The following is a 17,237-nucleotide window of genomic DNA, read 5'->3' on the forward strand; positions in this document are numbered from 1 at the left end:
CTAATGTTTTACACTACGCCCCTCAAAAAGGACTATTTAACCAACAGATAAGTTATGTTTTCTTGCTTTTGCCGCGCTCAATCGCGATTGATTGCATCGGGATTGGAACATGGATGTTAGCCGCTTTTAGCGCACTATCCACCTCCCACAGGTAGTGGCTTTCGACTCCGTCATTATCATGGAGTTTATTCGCGTTGACCCAAACTATTAGTTCAAATTCTAAACTAAACTCTCCGATACGTTTAAGCCACACATCAGGTTCGTGCTGCTTGTCTTTTTGCGTAAAATTAAGTTTGTAGGCAGCTTCAACTACGATCTCTTTTACACGCGCTTTATCGCAATTTAATGCTGCCCTAAACGGCACATGAATTCTTCTCAAAGGATCGGAAAACGTATAGTTGATAACTTTAAAGTTAACGAACTCGGAATTAGGGACCAAGAGGTCAATATTATCTCGGGTTTTTAACTGGGTCGAGCGAACATTGATCGCTTTGATTCGACCGCGAACACCAGACTCCAGTTCAACTAGATCGCCGACTTTTAATGGTCGCTCAAAAAGTAATATTAATCCTGAAACAAAGTTATTAAATATCGCTTGCAGACCAAAGCCGATACCAACAGAGAGCGCACCAGCAACTAATGCGATTTTAGATGAATCAATGCCGAGTATCGATAAGGCAACAATAATTGCGATGGTTATAATTAAATAATGAATTACCCGGGCAACATTAAATAAGGTTGATTCGCTAATTGCTCTTTTACGGCCAACGCGACTGAGAATCCGTTTAATAATCTTTGAAATAAATATTGCGATTATGATAATAAATAATGCATTGAGAACATTGCCCAAAGTAACAGGATATTCATTGACAGAAAAAAGCGTATAATTAACAACCGCGGCCCAGCCTGTTTGAGCCTCCTCTTTGAAAATTTGCCAATCAAGATTAAACTCTGATGTCCAACCTTTTTCAATGGCTAAAAATTGTCTGTAGGCATTAGCGTAGAATTCAGCTTTTTCTAGCTCCACTTTAAATTCATTTGCGAGCTTCTGATTTGACTCTAAATATTCCCAAACTGGGCGTTGGGTTCGCTCAAAAATCATTTCGTTTGCTGCTTCGCCACTTGCAATGACTCGTTCGCGATAGGCGTAGAATTGTGACATTAGTCGATCATATTCTTGGTTATATTCCTTGAGCTGATTGTGCCAATTTGGGTTTTCTTGTTCCGGTTCTTGACGAATCAGACGACTGATATTGAGCAAGATATCAATCGCTAGTAGCTCCGACCTTATTGACATACTTTTTAATTTTTCTTCATGAAAGGAGAGTTGATAGACGACTTCTTGATCGCCTGTTACCGAAGACCAAGCTTGTCGTTGGAGAGAGTTCATTAGATTCTGGATTCTATCAAGCTGTTCGTTGAGCGCTTTCTGCTGCTCTTGTAATTGACGATCGTAACGATTATTACTAACGAGCTGTGTTGAACTGCTCGTTAAGCGTAAAGCGGTAATCTTTAGCGCGGATTGGATTTCAGCTAATTGAAGATTAGCGACAGTTTGTTTTTCTTGGGAGTAAATCAGGCTAAGCTGCGAGCCATAAATATTAAGAACAATTTCAATTGACTGATTAGAGTAAGCTGTAAAGTTACGGTTTTTTACTGCCAACGCTTGAATATCTTGTTTAATCGCTTCAATTCCTTCTTTCCGTTGTTTAATCTCCGCTTGTAACCGCTTCTCTGTGTCACTAAGGGAGCGATATATGTCGTAATAGGATGCCCACTCTTTGAGGGTATATTCATTATGTTTGTCAATTTTGATCGCTTGATTTTCAAAAAGTACAATTTTGCGGAGTGCTCGAATTAACCCACGGGTCTCACGCACGTGCTCATTGGCCTTGTTCGATAATGGCATTTGACTAATCTGAGCATCATAACTTTGCTCAATTTGGTTTATCCAGAATTGTTTTTGGTCACTGTTCAGTTCGGACCATTGTTTCCACCATTGGTTGTTAATTGTTTCAAAATTAATCACAGCGGAATCAGAAAAATCGCTATTTTGTACTTTGGTTTCACTGGAAGGGAGTAGTTGAGTCAGCGAAGACTTTGGCGTAACGGCGCTAGCTTCAATTAACATGCCAGAGCAAAAGCATAGCCATAGACAAAAAATAGTGGCGATGGGGTTATTGGATTTATGTCTACTGCTCATGTTTTACTTCCGAATTTTTACCTAGTTAATTGAATTTACTCAGGTTTATTATAGCTAATTGATGAGATATTGTGTCAGCACCAGTCCACAGATTGAACGTATTTTTAATTCAAATTGGATATACGCGGATTTTGCTATACTTAAATTGCCCCTAAGTAGGTCGCCAAGGTCACCACTGCGTAGAAAGATATGCCTAAATCCAAAAAAACCAAGAAAGACAGCTCCTTCAGTGATTACTCGCCGGCACTGCAACGACTTTTGGGCCAAATGGAGCCAAAAGTTGTCGAATCATTCAGCCGTAAACAGCTAAAGTCACTCGATAGTGCCACTTCTGATCGCGGATGGCGGGCGCACAGTTTTGATTTTAGGCCAACGGTTGTTATTCCATTTTTACCCTGGAGTTTCTATTTTGTTTTTTTAATGGGACGCAACCAAAGAGCGCTTTCGTCGAACGAAGTGGGGGCTGCTGCAGGAATGTTTGTGCTGATGCTTTCTCTGTTTATACTTATCCTGTTTGGTCTTTTACTCGCAATACTATACATCATTAAATCGGCCTTAGGCATTGATCTATTTCCTGACGATTCTTTAGGATTGTGGGACGCTTTAAAAAGTATTTTTGGAGACTAGTTCGAAAAATCACAAGGAACTACTTAGTGAAAGTCGAAAACATAGCGCTCGTAGATTCGAGCGCTACGCTACCCAACACGTCTAATCAAGTCTGTTTAAGCCGGCTTAATTAAACTGTATCGGGCAGTATTTATTGCTTATTGGCGACAAATTTGAAGATTATCAATGCCTGCCTCGATGAGGTCTCCTGCACCTGCAGCGTCAGCTACTCTAACCCGAAACTGAACAGTATCTCCGGTGTTTGCGGTGAAGCTTTCTTGAGTCCAAACGGCGTTCGAGGTGACATCGCCAATAGAGACAAGCGAAGCATAACTTCCGCCATTGAGTGAAACCTCCAGATTAAAACCGTCGCCCGAATCGTCACCTGCATCCCGTTGTCCATGGAAGTAGTGTAAAGAGACATCAGACGTCGATGAGACGCTGTAAACTGGAGAGGTTGCGGTGCATTCACCGCCATCAACATCATCTCTTCCAGCACTCGAGTTAGGCTGAGTGAATAACGCATTTGAACCATTTTGTGCACCACCGACTTGCGTAGTAACCCCGCCATTGACGACTTCAGTTGGTGAACCAGAAATAAAAGTCCCCGTACTGCACGAACCGCCTGTCGTCCATCCGCCTAAGCCAGACTCGAAGCTTTCTTGAACATCACAGGCTGGTGGAGGAGGAGGGTTTCCATCAGAATAGCTGCCGACTAAGCTTACACCGGAGAAAGTACTATAGGCTTTTACTCGAACGTAATAAGTACCGCCAGTGTCAGTACCAGTGCAGGATTCTGAGTTGCCGTTTCGGTAAGGACGACAGTCATAAGTTGAGTCAGTCGGTGCCGCTCCGAACCGAACATATAAGTCAGCATCACCCGAACCACCACTGATTTGGAAACTAATATCGCTCGCACCAGCGGGCACTTCCATAGTGTAATTCACATCATTACCTTGAGTTGCACTTAAGTTTGTAACTGGGACATTATTTTCAAGCTCGGTAACGGGAGGAGGCGGAGGAGGGGTGCCGCCAGTATCAATCGCGTTCCACAGCGCAGTATTAAAGAAGCTGGTTCCGTTGTTATTGCCACCGCTGCTTGAACACCCTCCATGAGAATGTATACCAACTGCCTCGCCTGTTGCTTCATCGATTATCGGACTTCCAGAGTTTCCGCCAGTGGTGTCTGCGGTGTAGCGCATAGTGGTCCCGGAAGAGCCTGCGTTTGCACCGACATGAGTTTGATTGGTTTGGTTCGTCGAACCTGAGTCTACACCAAAACCGGTGATTCTGATGTTAGCTGGATTTAAATCTTGTTTGATTGAAAAAGAACCCTGAGCTTCGATCGGCTGTAGACCAGTTTGCGCATTGTTAAAGGCGCTAAGAACGCCCCAGTCGTTACCGACACCACCGTTACGGTAGTCAAAACTCGACTGATTAATCGAATATTGGTCTTCCGGTCCGGGGAATTGAACGGTGCCGTCTGGTAAAGAGGCTGGTGGGTTAAATGACAAGGTCGTGTTTCCTGAACCTGCAAGACAGTGACCTGCTGTAAGTATTTGGCCACCATCGATTATCCAAGCGGTACAGCCAATCGGGTCAATTCGCGCGACTCTTGGCTCTGTCGAAGCGATTCGATTATCGACCCCACAAATACTCAACGGACTCGGTTTTTGAGTCTTTTCACCGACGGTGACTTCGCTGACTTTTAATTCGACATTAGTGTCATTAGGATCAACCACTAATTTAATATGAACCGAGCCACCATTGAAGAATGCGGTTTGATAGTTCCATTGAGCAAGCGTTTGCGCGTTAATGATTTGTTTTGCCCCATCTTGTTTCGAGGTTAATTCTAAATAGCTGTTCTGTCCTAATTCAGTACCCTCTAAATTGAGTTTAAGCCAGGGGGCATCAGGAAAAGAAACGGTATGAGTGAGTCGCTTACTCATCAAAGATAGGCTTTTGCCACTGACAACTCCCGACTCAAATGTGTATTGAGTTTTATAAAAAGGAATTGTAGCAGGATTAGCGGCTAGACTATTGGCGTAGCTACCCGCAACAGCAGCGGTGAAAAAGAGTTGTGAAAGTAACCGATTAATTTTTTTGAGTTTCATTATTATTCTCTCGTTGGCCTAATTGAAAAAATGTGGTCACACACGTAGGCAAAGCGCGAGTACCACAACTACACGCAAGCGATTAACTTTCCAAATATGTGAAAGGAACTGTGGGTATGACAAGTATTGTTGTACGTTCAATTAGTACTGCTGAGTATTAAACTCTAACGGCAAATAGAGAATGTAAAGCGAGACAAAACTGCAAGCTGGCTTTATGGTTAACTCACAAATTGAGGCTGTCATTTCAAGTTATCGTTTTAACAACTAAAGCAATAACAAAACCCTCAAGTAGTCGCAGAGATGAGTATATTTTCTAAGGCTAGGTTTTGCTGAAGATGTAACCGTAATGGGTAATATTACATTAAAAATCATCGCTGTTTATCTATTTAAAGTAATAGTGCGAAAAAACTATCAGGGCTTAATAAAAAATGTGCGCGTTAGAATTTATTTGGTCGTGAATTGTGTCTCGAAAATTATTGAGTCGCAAAGCGTTATTTTAAAGTAATGACTAATCTCATTTCGAGTTAATTTCTAGGTTGAATAATTTATTCGTCACTGTTAGTTTTATTTAGGCAATTTGAAGAAAATAAAAATAATCATCAAAATTTTGCATTAATCGTTCAAACTACTAATCCTTGTTGAGAAAGCTTTAAATCTTTGAGTTTTAACAATATGCAATGTAATAAAGGGCTGTTTGCTTTGCGTTTGGTTATTTTAAAATTCTTAATTTGTATTACAGCCAGTAATAAAGTTATTAACTAGTTAACTTTGCTGTTTAATGGCTGACCAAAATTTAACGCATATTAAAATAACCATAAAGGGAAATGTCGTGAAGTTAAAAAACTTTGTTTTATTTATTCTATTTTGGAGCGTATTACCTGCTCAAGCAAGTGATCTCCTTATGGCTAGATTTAACGAGCCAGAAAGTGTATCTGATAAACGGTTAAAGCTAAAATCGCAACTCAGAGCGAACGAAGTCTGTACCCTGCGGGGAACTCCTGATTTAGAAAAACTAACTCTGCAGGCAGAGTGTCTCAGAGTGAGGATTGAGCAACAGAATGGTAGTTCGGCTTTCTGTGAAGCGCCGCCAACGCCCAGCGTGGAATTGTTAGAAGATAGCATTAATTGCTTGAAAGGTGCTTTACAAACTCAACTGCTTAGCAATGCAAAAGCAAGAGAGGAAGCCGGAGTACTATTTGAACCCAAAATAGGCATTGATGACAATAAGCTAACGCCCTCAATAAGCTTTTCAACGATGACAGACTTTAATTATGACTCAAATAAATCGCAATTTTATTTTGAGTTTAAAGCAAATGCACAGGCAGAGGTAGCGGAAGCGGAAGAATTGGCTAATACCATAGTAATAAATGATGCAAATTTGCATTTTGAACTTGGATATATGTTTAAGTATACTGGCAGCAACAACGAATCCATATTTTCTGACTGGACTTTATCGACTTCCTACACCTATGGTCTCGCAACAACCAATGAATTGTCTCAAAATGATACAACGCTTGATGTAGAGTCAGAAATATCTTCATTTCAATTAAAGTTGATGTATAGCTTTAAAGATGTACACATTCTGTATGAGTTAGATGATTATGAGGCACAGGGTGATGTTGATAATTCTGAATTTCTATCGCTAATTGATGGCAAGAAGTCAAAGAAAATAAAAGTCAGTATTCCATTTGAAAGCGAAGCTGATAAACAGAAATACTACTTAACTTTTACACGTTCGAAATTAGATGATACGAGTAAGCCAATCTTTCGGGCAGAGATAAGTACGAGCTTTTGACTAATAATAGTTTTAAAATTTATAAGCGATCATTTGCCAAAATATAGGATGAAAAAAAGGCGACCAAATGAAGTATTTAACTAAACCGTTGCTTATATCTTTGGTATTATCCATAGGTGTAATAGTTTCTGTTTCTAGCTTGAGTCTTTATCTTTTTGAGAGCAATGCGCTCGAAAGAAAAGTGATGGAGTGGAAGGCGAACAGTAGCGATAGTCACAAAATTCTAATAGACGCACTAAAAGATAATCATAAAACATACATTAATAATGTATGGTCGACAATGGGTTTTTTAATGCTCGCCATAGGGTGGGTAGTAACTTCAGACAAAGCAAGAAATTATTGGCAGAACTCTCATTTGGTGAGAAACATTTCACTGTTAGCCGTCTTAACCATTATGATTTTTCATATCACAATTCTTTATGATATCTCTAGGGAGTCGGGGCGATTAATGAGTTTGTTTGGAGAAGAGCATGAGCTTGTTGGCTTATCCTATTATAATGTCAATGCGCGCATGGTTTTAGGTAGTGCTATGGTTAATGGTAGCTTTTTTTTATTATTGTGGGCATTAATTACACTTCAGATACCCAATGCTAAAAGCCTAGAAGATAACCCACCATCATTAATTGAACCGGATATTAGTCAAAATCCATGATTAACTTAATGAGTTAGCAGGTTGAATAGGTAAAGAGCCATTAGAGTTAATCTTTATTCTCGCTGGCTCTGTTCTTTACAAATACAATTATTAATTTTGAACGTTCAAGGGAATATTGATTTTGGAATCACTAAACCACTTAATCTCTAAAGGTTCACCGGCATCTGCAATGGATTCTTCGCTAACATCTTTTCCGGTGCCCATATTAACTTGGGCGCCGCTATTTTTGTTAACGTTTAAAATTAATACTAACCGGCTTCCGACTTCAATCTGCTTGCCGATCATGCGACTATTAATTATCGGGATTTGGGTTTTGACACCCGGTACTAATAATTCACGCTTGCTCATATTTTTGGCATAACTGGCTCGGCTAATGTAACGCGTCAACTGATACGCGCTTCCATCAGGTTTTACTTCATAGAGTTTAAAACCAATATCAACGTCTCTTTTATTAATTGCAATAGAAAAATATCCACTGACTTCACCAGCGAGTTCAGTTACCGACTGAAATGGATCTGTTGTAAACACGAGTCCATTTGGGATATCCAATGTTTGATGGATAAACTGCCATGAGTAGACATTGTGTTGAGTTTCTCGGTCGCTTAAGTCGACTTCCAGTGCAAAATGCTCGAGTTCTTTTGGCATTTCTCTCGTCAATCGTAATTGACCTTGCTGCTTTAAATTGCTTGAAAGGTAAAAACCTACATGTTGATTATTGAGAGCGGCGTAAGATGGTTTGTGCTGCCAAGTATTACTACCGAGTAATTGATAATTAATTTTATCTTTAATCAGCTTTGGTTTTGGCTTTCCATGTAATACATGATCAAACCATTCAAATGTTATTTGCTTAGTATCTTTTTCTAATGCGACTGGATCGAGTTTGTAAGTCCCAACATGGGATCGAGGAATGCCTTGTGCGGTCCCATGTGTATAGGGACCCGTTAATAAATAATGCTCAGCATTTGGGTTATATTGATAATGTCGTTTAAGGAAGTCGATTGCAGAAATTGAAGCCCCGTCAAAGTAACCTGTGATACTTAAAACAGGAATATTGATTTTGGCAAAATCTTCTTCATAAGGCAGCATATCCTGATAGAACTCATCATAGCTTGGGTGCTTGAGTAGCTTTTGAAACCATGGGTTGGGTGTTCCTTCAATTTTGTCGATATCTTTAAATGGTCGACCGCTTTTGAATAGCTTAGTGTATACATCTTGCCAATATTGAGGATTTTCATACACCGAATGATCCATGGTTTTATTATTGGTGACATGAAATGACCACTGATAGTTTGGCGTGATGAAGATGTTATTTTCGACTGGTAATCCTGTAAATGGATGAGCCGCGGCATAAGGCACGATGGTTTTCAAAGCAGGGTGCATATATTTTGCAGCCGCCCACTGGGTAAAACCGAGATAACTCCCACCATACATGGCCACGCGACCGTCACTCCATGGCTGTTTGGTAATCCAGTCGATGACCGAGTGGGCATCTTTTCCATCATGCTCCCATGGGACAATTTCGTCTGGGCTACCGGCTTTCCCTCTTGTATAAGCGATTACACCGGTGTAACCACGCGAAGCCGCGTACATCGCCTCTAGAGTATTCCATTTTTTATCCGCATAAATCGTAAATTGAAACGCTGTGGGATGTTTCTGGTTATCATTTTTCTTACGGACTATGATCGCTGAAATTGTTGCACCGTCAGGTGTATTGATTAAAACGTTGGGTTGAACTTCAAAACGCTTATTCCGTTCGTGTTCAATCAAGCTTACTGTCTGTGGTAATACTTTTGCATACACTTGGTAAAGTTGGTAATTAGATATCAAGTTGAGTGCTTGACGCGGTGAAAGTTTGTCGAGCGTTTGATATTGCGTAAACAACCAAAGTAAGTAGTCTTGCCCTAAAGAAAGAGACCAACCTAGTGGGTTAACCATTTTAAGCAGTTCATCATCGGTTGCATTAGCAAAGGATTCGATGGCTATTTTCGAAAGTTGAGCATCGCAGTCTAATGTCTGACTCATGCAAGCTCGCGCATGGATTGAGTAATGAAACTGATTTAGCGGATATGAACTTTCTTCGATTAGGGTGAGCAACAGAGCCTTTTGACCTAATATCGAGCGCAGACCTAATTTATGGTCAAAAGCAATGTCAGTTAGCTTCATCCCGTCGAGTTGATTTGCGAGAAACCTTAGCTCATTGGCGAATTGATTTGAAGCTAAGAGCTTTACTACATCAGTTTGGTCAGTAATGCTGCTCTTAACGAGAGTCTTTGGTAACTCGAAATTGATGTTTTTGGTCTGCTCAGTATCTGATGCATATATTTCATTAAATGAATTGAGTAACAACACTAAGGTTACTAATATATGAAGCAAAAAATGAGACAGTCTATTGTGTAAATGGATAAATAACACGATCATTCCTTAAATTGGCTGATAGAAAGCCTCAAAGGTTATTTATTCCGTCTTGAGAAGTCGTGAGCCTTAGGTGATTTGTTGTGACTTTTGGTGACTGAAGCAAGAAATAATATATTTATCAATAAGATAGAGTCTAATCTATTTAGGGTTAATGCAGCTAGGCAAAAAGTATGCGCTGGAAGATTGAACAATTTGTTTTCTGTGAAAAGCAACAAAGTTTGCTGAACGAAGGAGGTAGACAGCAACTTGAACCAATGGTTGTCGAGTTATTAGCCTATTTTTGCCGAAATCCCAACAAAACGATTAGCCGAGACCAGCTGATAGAACACGTTTGGGCAGGTAGGATCATTACCGATAATGCCGTGACTAAGGTTATCACTAAGTTAAGGAAATACTTTGATGATGATCCGAAAGCGCCAAGGTTTATCGCTACTTTCCCTAAAAAGGGCTATCGTTTTATCGCTACTGCTTATGAGATCCGAGACGATATAGCAGGCAGTGCTACTGTGCATTCAGGTGTGCAGAACTCATCAATTGAACAAAATATGGGCAATGATCGCCAGCAAACGCAACAGCCGGAGCATAAGCAAAGCGTTTTAGAACGACTCGCCACGCCTCCCGTCATTGTTTTATCTCTGTTTGTGGCAGTTACCGTAATATTCGTGAGCCGTGTTTTATTGGTATCAAATTCGACCAGTAACAACCTACAACCGATCTTCACCCAGGTGAAAGCGGTGACCCGGGACCCAGGGAGAGAGTCTCGACCGCAAATATCACCTGATGGAAAGTACTTAGCTTATGTTGAAGTTCGTGATCGGAAAATGCGACTTTGGATAAAGTCACTGGAAGATGAAACTGCAATTGAAGTCAATCATGGAGAAGCCACTAATGTTTGGGTCGACTCGCTTAGTTGGAACAGTGATGGTAGTCAGTTTGTCTATTTAGTGACGACGCCAGAGAGTTGTCGATATTTTATTCGAGATTTTGATCAACTGTCGCTCGGTGAGCCCGAGTTGATTCATAATTGTCCGGTTGGCAGCTATGGCAAAATTGCATTCACTCACGATGACAATCGCGTTGTTTATTCGGAGGCTTCTAAACGAAGGGCACCCTTTGAACTATTTGAATTAAATTTAAGTTCTAGCAAAAAGCGGCGGGTAAACCAGCCTGAGTTATTCCTGGGTGGCAATAGCCAATTTGATGTACATCCTACGCAAAACCGTTTGCTTATTTCCTCACCGGACGAACAACAGTGGGAAGGTTTTTATTCGCTCGATTTAGAAACTGATGAACTCGAATTGTTGTTTAAGCAAGATGCGTTTATCTGTTGTGGGCGATGGGACCATACCGGAGAAAGAGTAATACTAATGGGGGAGCACCCTGCGACAGAATTAGTCAGCTTTGATTTAAAAGGTAAAGATGCTCAAGTGATTTATAGCGGTAGTGAACAGGTTCGTGTGCCAGAGCGTCATGTCAACGGTCAAGACTATTTATTTCCAATTGTCCAAGTGAATCAAAACGCCTATTTTTATTCCTTTGAAACCCAACAGTCAACGGCTATTGCCAATAGTTCTGTTGATGACAGCTTGGCGGTGTTGGCCCATCATGATGATCAGGTCGCGTATATCAGTTTAAGCTCTGGCGAAGAAGAGATTTGGCTGACTAATTACGAGGGAAGTTGGCGAAAAAAACTCACTAACTTTGAAGCGGGGTTACATTATCTTGAGTTGGGTTGGTCGCATGATGGTAAAAATATTTTTGGACTCACCTTTAATAAAATTCATGTCATCGATACAACCACTGGAAAAAAGAAAGTCTTAAAAATTCCTCAGGTTGAAATTCGTGGGGTTTCTTGGAAAGACAATGAAACAATTTCATACAGCATAAAAACAGTTAATGGCTGGCAGGTTCATTATTATAACCTTGAAACCAATGATGTAGTTGTTAACAACGAAGGATGGCAGTACGTGAGTTACGCGTCAAATCCTGACGATACTTTATGGCTAAATTCTGACAATAAACTACTGGTTGGCTCTGAAAGATTACACATACTCGATAGCGACATCGATTCTAAATATCTAGTTGACGGCCGGCAGTTTAACCTAAAGAAAAGAGAAAAGCTCTGGGCATGGAGTCAATTTAACAAAGGTCGTCATCAGTTAAGTCTTAAAAATGGCCTTGACAATAAAGCCGAATTGCTTTTAATGAGTGATAGCTACCACTTTGATCTCACTAAGAAAGGCGTTGTTTTCCATAGGATGGAAAGTGTTAAATCAGATATTTATCAAACAGCCAGTGATTAAGTGTTTTAATTGAGCATGTTTGAAATGAACGATTTTACTAGGTGTATTTTTTAGGTATTCGCACTTACTGCGATTTGATTTCTTCCTTGAGCTTTTGCTTGATAGAGCATTGTATCGGCAATCTGAATGGCTTGTTCTAATGATTGGTTGGCGGTTATTTTGCTAAGGCCACCACTGATGGTGCAACGAATCGTGGCCTGATCGATTTCCATAGTTGATTGTTCAACAGAAAGGCATAATCGTTCAGCGATAACTCTCGCGCTTTCAATGGGTGTTGCGGGTAGAAGTACCATAAACTCTTCTCCGCCCCAGCGAGATAAAGTGTCAGTTTCGCGTATTGCGCTTTGCATCGTTTTGGCGAGGTGAATTAAGGCGAGGTCACCAATTTGATGTCCATACTCATCATTAATTTTTTTAAAGTAATCGATATCTAAGAGAAGAATACAAAAACTGATATGATAGCGATAAAAGCGTTTCATTTCCTCTTCAAGTTTAGCGTTCATTGCTCGACGATTTAATAATCCTGTTAATTCGTCAGTTGAGGCGACTTGTTTTAATTGCTGCATTATCTTTTCGCGTTCTTGAGTCACACGCTCAATATTTTCGAAGGCGTGCTTTAATTGTCTTCGCTGACTATTTTCTCTGTCCGCCATATAGGCAACAAAAATACAAACAGGTATGTAGCTGATGAGTACCAATGCTTCAAATTCGATTGTACCTGGATGCTGAAAATAGTTAATGCCGATATAAGAAATGCTGAAATAGGTGGCTGAAATGACACAAACGAACAACAATGAAATTTTAAACTTCAAATAACTTAACGAAAACGTAAATGCCATAATGCTTGCAATCAACAGTAAGAACTTTAAATCCGCCATGAAAAAAAGTGTAATCGAAAAGCCAACAAACCAGATAATTAACTGGAAAATTAACATTCGTTTCGCAAATGTAATGGTGATTTCTGGCATTAGGTGAATAGTCACCAAGAAGACAAGATTAATACCGACCAGGGTATAAAAAATGATAAGAAATACGTCTTTGCCGTAGTAGCTTAAATTAAAAAACACACCTGCGAAAGCGATAACCGAAGCGATGGCGTAAGCTAAAATCGCCAATAGCGTATTCTTTAAAACTCTTGCACGTAGTTTGTTGGTGTATCGACTGTATATTGTAGGGCCTCAATCAACGATTGTTTTATAGGTTATTGTCATAAGTTGGTGTAATGAAGTTTAGTCGATATCGCTATAATTTCCAGTGTTCAAGTGCAGGGATTGTTGGTCATTGTATTGAGCGGACAAAGACGATGAAGTCAGCCTTGATGACATAAAGTCATACAAGGCTGACCTGAAATTGTCGGTAATCACCGTTAACGCTGTGATCCAGACCTATTCGCCACCATCAAATACGAAGAAAGTTATCGCGACCGTTTCAGAGTCGACTGTGCCATCATTCACTTTTATTAGCATTTCGTCTTCGCCGGTAAAGAAATCATCGGGTCGGTAAATATAATTTGGGCCGTTACCTTCAATGGTGCCGTTACTGGGCTGTTGCACAATAATATAAGTAAGTGGATCGTCGTCTGGGTCAAAGGCTTCCACCATAAATTCAATCTCAAAGAATTGCTCAACCCCATAATCTGCAGGCACGATTTGCGGTGGACTGTTGACCGCTTCAAGAACGAAGATAGTGACTGTCGCCAACTCAGAATCATCAATGCCATCACTCGCAATAAACGTAAAACTGTCTTCGCCGAAGAATCCTGGATTCGGTGTGTAAATGTAATCCGTGCCATTGCCCTCTAAAAGGCCATTTTGCGCATTGTCGACTATCTGATAAGTGAGGGGATCATTATCGGCATCAGTCGCAAGCAGGGTAATATTCGCGGTAGTTGATTCATCAGTTTCTACTGCCGTGTTTTGCGCCACAGGTGGGTTGTTAGCTGCAGGGTTTACTTGTATCGTGACGGTTGCCTCATTTGACGAATCTTGACCATCATCAACAATAAAACTAAATGAATCACTACCGACAAAGCCTGAGTTAGGGGTGTAAACATAGTTAGGACCATCACCGAGCAGTGTTCCGCTCATTGGCGGCTGAATAATCTGATAGGTTAAAGGATCATTATCGGCATCTTCAGCATTAACTAACACGTCAAACGCTATTGACTCAGTCGTTTCAAGATTAGCATCGAAAGCGACAGGTGGGTTGTTAGCAAAGGGGACAACCATAATCGAAACAGTGGCTATATTTGAGTCTGTTTTTCCATCGTTGGCTTTGAATTGAAAAGTGTCGGTTCCCAAAAATCCTGCATTGGGTGTATAGGTATAATTCGGACCGGTCCCAATGTCACTATTGCCAACCAGTAGTCCATTGTTAGTATCAGAAACGACAATGTAGTCTAATGGATCATTATCGGCGTCGGTCACATTAACCGTAAAAGTGAAGCTGGTTGACTCGGTTGTCTCTAATGAGGTGTTGAATGCGATTGGTGGAGCGTTCTGTTCAGGACTAACCGTTATGGTTACGGTTCCTATATTGGAATCGCTCGTACCATCATTTGCAATAAACTCGATGATTTCTGAGCCGGTAAAATCCGTAAAAGGGGTATAAGTATAAACAGGACCTTGACCGATTAGGTCACCGTTTTCAGGTGGGGTAACTATTACATAACTAAGTACATCATTGTCTGCATCGGTCGCTAAAAATTCGATAGTGATCTCTGTGTTTTCGATGCCTTCAATCGACGAGTTCTCTGCCACGGGTGGGCTATTGGCATCACACTCAGCTGGTCCGCGATAAATAAACGAAATCCAACCTTTGCCATTTAACTTATATTCTGTAAGTTCGATGGTTGCAAATGAGATTGTCTGGTAATTAAACTGGCTGCCTTGGCCTAATTTATTACTCCATATCGGAATCTGTATTGGTCGGTTAAGCAGCACATTTAAATTGCTACGTATCGTTGAACTATTTTTAACCCCAGGTCTACCTTGAACCCAATCGCCAGGAGAAAGTTCAGTGTCACCACTATCATAGGGGTTGATATAAAGATCGCTATTCCCTGGTATTAATAGGCTATCGGCTAACGAGGGGGCATCGTTCTTTCCATCCCAAGTAAGCCAACTATAATTTCCCGTACCAACGCCCACTGCGACCTGAGAAAAAATATCACCATCTAGACTATTCGAGACGAGTTGATTTGAAACGGTGATTGGATACAGCTCGCAACTTGCAGCGAGTAATTTATTCCCGTTCGTTGATATTATGGCAAAAAACAAATAGCAAAAAATAGCAATAAGTTTTGAAGTGATTTTAACTTTCATAATGGACCTCTAATGACTACAAACACTGAAACGACGTTGCTCAATGATTGAGATATCTCAAACTAACTTAGAGATGTCCTTATGTGCGCGAATTCTAATTAATGCTTACGCTGCGTTAAATGTCATATAAACGATATCTAAATAGAACAACTATCGTACCAGTTAGATTAGATGAGCATTTGAAGAAAAAACATATAGTTTTAGAGATGATTTTGTCGATTTGTAGAGTTTCATATTTAGGTCAAACGAAAGTGAATCTTAACCCGGGGTGTACATGACTCGACTAATAGAATATGGTAGTTGCCAATCACGCGATATCTGTATATCTCGTAAGAAGATAATCAAGCCATAAATCTAAGGATAGTAATATGTTAACAAGGACTTGTGCGATCGTACTTTTTTATATGTTGGGAGTTCTAAGTCTCAACACTCAAGCGATGCAACAACAAAAGTTGGGGTTTCTCGATTTAGACCGAGTTCTACTCGAAACTCCAGCTGGAAAAAGAGCAACGAAACAATTTGAAAAAGTCCTCAGGGAACGTCAAGCAGAATTAGATAAAGAACAAAAAAGATTACAACAAAAGATAGCTGACCTTCAAAACCAATCGGCTACGTTGCCGCCTAACATAAAAAAGCAACGAGAGGCTGAGTTACAAAAGCAATATACTGAGCTTCAGGAAACTTACCTCAGACTAGAGCGAGAACTTGCAGAACAAAGAGCGAATCTAATCCGTCAGATACTCAAGCAAGCTGAGCCGATTATTAAGTCGGTTTGCAAAGAACGGGGGATTACCATGTTAGTCGACAAAGCAGGTGTGATATTTGCCGAAGATTTTCATGATATTACTGAAGCGGTGAAAGAACAGATCAGGTAAAAGTTTCTTTCGTTTTACACAACATAAGATAAATACAAGGAGATGCGTATGAGTGTTCCAGTTAGTTCAGAGCGATTAAAGTGGATTAAACGTAAAGTACTAGTCGCTAATGAAGGCGAGTTTATTGTTAAATGTAATGAATTCAAGCAGAGTAAGAGAATATTAGCGGAAGGTGACTCTTGGTTTTCATATCCTTTAGGCGGCGGCGCTTCAAATATTATTTTACAACTCAACAGTCTTTATCGACCAAAAGACGCCACTATTTTAAGAAAGTCCAGTAACGGTGACGAAATTGCACAAATGTTTGCCGGTAACCAAAAGTTAGAAAACATCCAATTACTGCGTGATATCCATTTTGATTACTTTTTAGTGTCTGGCGGCGGCAATGATATTGTCGGTGTGATTGATTTTGAGCTAATCGTCAAAAAGAGTAATAAAGCTGAGCCACAGCCAGCAGATTTTTTTAATCAAGAACTACTTAATTTAAGGCTTGATACGATTATCATGAGCTACAGAAATATGCTCGCTTATGTTAGAAAGTTTTCAAAAAATAAAAAAATTCAAATCATTTCTCATACCTATGCTTATCCGAGGATAAAAAAAGGCGCTAAGGTTTTGGGGTTAATCGAAGTTGGTCCGTGGATAGCACCATTTACGAGTGGCATTATACCTGCGGCTCATCATTTCAAAGCGATCGACTATTTGATTGACCAAATGGCCGAACGGCTTTTAGCATTAGCTGATGCGGAGGATAATTTCCATGTTATCGATACACGGAAATTAGTCAAAGCCAATCAGTGGAACGATGAGATACACCCCACCGATAAAGGTTTTGAGACTATAGGTCAAAAATTTAAAGAAAAAATAGATAGTTTATGATTATTGATGCGCTGTAGTAATTGGCGCATCTAATTAGCGTTGTTACTTAAAAACAACAACGACACCACAAGA

11 protein-coding genes are annotated in these 17,237 nt (G+C 40.2%); 6 read left to right on the top strand and 5 right to left on the bottom strand.

Annotated features, from left to right (window positions below; translation table 11 throughout):
- Nucleotides 1-52: 52 nt before the first annotated feature.
- On the bottom strand, nt 53-2,203 hold the full coding sequence (locus tag FLL45_RS04525) for a mechanosensitive ion channel domain-containing protein (protein WP_142888577.1): 2,151 nt from the start codon (nt 2,201-2,203) through the stop codon (nt 53-55).
- Between the two features lie 189 nt (nt 2,204-2,392).
- Between FLL45_RS04525 and FLL45_RS04530 the strand changes: the two genes are divergently transcribed.
- Nucleotides 2,393-2,830, top strand: a complete 438-nt coding sequence (locus tag FLL45_RS04530; RefSeq protein WP_142940792.1) for a hypothetical protein — start codon at nt 2,393-2,395, stop codon at nt 2,828-2,830.
- A gap of 137 nt (nt 2,831-2,967) precedes the next feature.
- Here FLL45_RS04530 and FLL45_RS23080 read toward each other — a convergent pair whose 3' ends face one another.
- Complete coding sequence (locus FLL45_RS23080; RefSeq protein WP_281282185.1) at nt 2,968-4,923, bottom strand: pre-peptidase C-terminal domain-containing protein; 1,956 nt, start codon at nt 4,921-4,923, stop codon at nt 2,968-2,970.
- Nucleotides 4,924-5,752: 829 nt separating this feature from the next.
- On the opposite strand from FLL45_RS23080, the gene FLL45_RS04540 reads away from it, so the two are divergent.
- A complete protein-coding gene (locus FLL45_RS04540; protein ID WP_142940793.1) occupies nt 5,753-6,718 on the top strand; it encodes a hypothetical protein in 966 nt (321 codons plus the stop codon).
- Nucleotides 6,719-6,785: 67 nt separating this feature from the next.
- Nucleotides 6,786-7,370, top strand: a complete 585-nt coding sequence (locus FLL45_RS04545) for a hypothetical protein (RefSeq protein WP_142940794.1) — start codon at nt 6,786-6,788, stop codon at nt 7,368-7,370.
- A 90-nt stretch (nt 7,371-7,460) separates the two neighbouring features.
- Here the strand turns inward: FLL45_RS04545 and FLL45_RS04550 are convergent, their stop codons facing one another.
- Complete coding sequence (locus FLL45_RS04550) at nt 7,461-9,782, bottom strand: CocE/NonD family hydrolase (RefSeq protein ID WP_185964328.1); 2,322 nt, start codon at nt 9,780-9,782, stop codon at nt 7,461-7,463.
- A 173-nt stretch (nt 9,783-9,955) separates the two neighbouring features.
- Between FLL45_RS04550 and FLL45_RS04555 the strand changes: the two genes are divergently transcribed.
- Nucleotides 9,956-12,088 carry a winged helix-turn-helix domain-containing protein gene (locus tag FLL45_RS04555; protein ID WP_142940796.1) on the top strand — a complete coding sequence of 711 codons (2,133 nt, stop codon included), beginning with the start codon at nt 9,956-9,958 and terminating at the stop codon, nt 12,086-12,088.
- Between the two features lie 50 nt (nt 12,089-12,138).
- Here FLL45_RS04555 and FLL45_RS04560 read toward each other — a convergent pair whose 3' ends face one another.
- Both FLL45_RS04560 and FLL45_RS04565 read right to left on the bottom strand, forming a co-directional pair.
- On the bottom strand, nt 12,139-13,203 hold the full coding sequence (locus FLL45_RS04560; protein WP_142940797.1) for a GGDEF domain-containing protein: 1,065 nt from the start codon (nt 13,201-13,203) through the stop codon (nt 12,139-12,141).
- Between the two features lie 270 nt (nt 13,204-13,473).
- Nucleotides 13,474-15,411, bottom strand: coding sequence for an Ig-like domain-containing protein (locus tag FLL45_RS04565; RefSeq protein WP_142940798.1), 1,938 nt, complete (start codon nt 15,409-15,411; stop codon nt 13,474-13,476).
- 368 nt (nt 15,412-15,779) lie between these two features.
- On the opposite strand from FLL45_RS04565, the gene FLL45_RS04570 reads away from it, so the two are divergent.
- On the top strand, nt 15,780-16,286 hold the full coding sequence (locus FLL45_RS04570) for an OmpH/Skp family outer membrane protein (protein ID WP_142940799.1): 507 nt from the start codon (nt 15,780-15,782) through the stop codon (nt 16,284-16,286).
- A gap of 48 nt (nt 16,287-16,334) precedes the next feature.
- Nucleotides 16,335-17,165: an SGNH/GDSL hydrolase family protein gene (locus tag FLL45_RS04575; RefSeq protein ID WP_185964329.1), complete on the top strand. Its 831-nt coding sequence runs from the start codon at nt 16,335-16,337 to the stop codon at nt 17,163-17,165.
- The last annotated feature ends 72 nt before the right edge of the window (nt 17,166-17,237 follow it).

Source organism: Aliikangiella marina (assembly GCF_007004765.1).
Classification (GTDB): Bacteria; Pseudomonadota; Gammaproteobacteria; order Enterobacterales; family Kangiellaceae; genus Aliikangiella; species Aliikangiella marina.